The organism is Citrobacter sp. wls613 (assembly GCF_005281195.1).
Taxonomy (GTDB): Bacteria; Pseudomonadota; Gammaproteobacteria; order Enterobacterales; family Enterobacteriaceae; genus Citrobacter; species Citrobacter gillenii.
The window spans coordinates 1-1,223 of the sequence record NZ_SZXN01000070.1 but is presented as its reverse complement, the minus strand read 5'-3'; the positions used below and the strand labels follow the sequence as shown (position 1 = coordinate 1,223).

At 56.5% G+C, this 1,223-nt stretch carries 1 protein-coding gene; it reads left to right on the top strand.

All coding sequences use genetic code 11. The features are described 5' to 3' along the window. Positions 1 to 52 precede the first annotated feature (52 nt). A protein-coding gene (locus FDX01_RS17750; protein ID WP_201304748.1) for an IS3 family transposase occupies positions 53 to 1,188 on the top strand; the annotation gives its coding sequence in 2 pieces (ribosomal slippage) (positions 53 to 299 and positions 299 to 1,188; 1,137 coding nt in all). Positions 1,189 to 1,223: the final 35 nt, after the last annotated feature.

The following is a 1,223-nucleotide window of genomic DNA, read 5'->3' as shown; positions in this document are numbered from 1 at the left end:
ACCCCACCCCGGTAGACGATCCTGCCCTATAGTTTGAGCATAGGGGGAGCATATGGGCACACCACGATTTACACCTGAATTTAAGGAAGAAGCCGTCCGACAGATAACGGAACGCGGTTATTCCGTTGCCGAAGTATCTGACCGTCTGGGCGTTTCTGCCCACAGCCTCTACAAGTGGCTACGGGCTATCAAACCGGATAACAGCGAGCAGCATGCCCGGGATTTACTGGAAGCCAAAAGCGAGATCCTGAAACTACGGGCGCAGCTAAAACGTACCGAAGAAGAACGGGATATCCTGAAAAAGGCCGCGCGGTACTTTGCAAGGGAGCCCGACTGAAGTACCGCTTTATCAATGAGCACCGCACTGTATGGGGTGTGATGACAATGTGTCGGGTACTGGATGTCGCCCGGGCCGGGTTCTACGCGTGGCTGCATAACCCGGTCTCGGCACGTGATAAAGATAATCAGCGTCTGCTGACGCTTATCCGTGACTCCTATTCACTGAGCGGAGGCGTATACGGTTACCGGCGGGTTCATGGCGACCTGAACGAAATTGGGGAAACCTGCGGTAAAAACCGGGTGGGCCGTATTATGCAACTGAACCGGATTAAAGCCGTGCGCGGCTATAAAGCGCCGCGTCGTATCGCTGGCAGACCTTCAGTGGTTGCCCCTAATCGCGTGCAGCGGCAGTTTACTGTTGTCCGGGCCAATCAGGTCTGGGTCACCGACATTACTTATATCCGTACCTGGCAGGGCTGGCTGTATCTGGCGGTGGTTATCGATCTCTTCGCCCGTAACGTGGTGGGCTGGTCGATGAAGCCCACTCTCTCACGCGAACTGGCGCTGGATGCACTGATGATGGCGGTCTGGCGACGTAAACCCGACGGCGAGGTCATCGTGCACTCAGACCAGGGAAGCCAGTACGGCAGTGACGACTGGCAGCGCTTCTGCCGGGCTAATAACCTGGTCCCGAGCATGAGCCGGCGTGGCAACTGCTGGGATAATGCGGTGGCCGAATCGTTCTTCAGTTCACTGAAAAAAGAGCGCATCAGGAAGAGAATATACAAAACCCGGGATCTAGCCCGGGCGGATATCTTCGATTACATTGAAGTGTTCTACAACCGGGCCCGGCGCCACAGTCACCTCGGCGGCGTCAGTCCGGAGGCCTTCGAACAGGCCTCGTCGTGAGGACAGAATTTGTCTACGGTCGTGGGGGCAGTCCA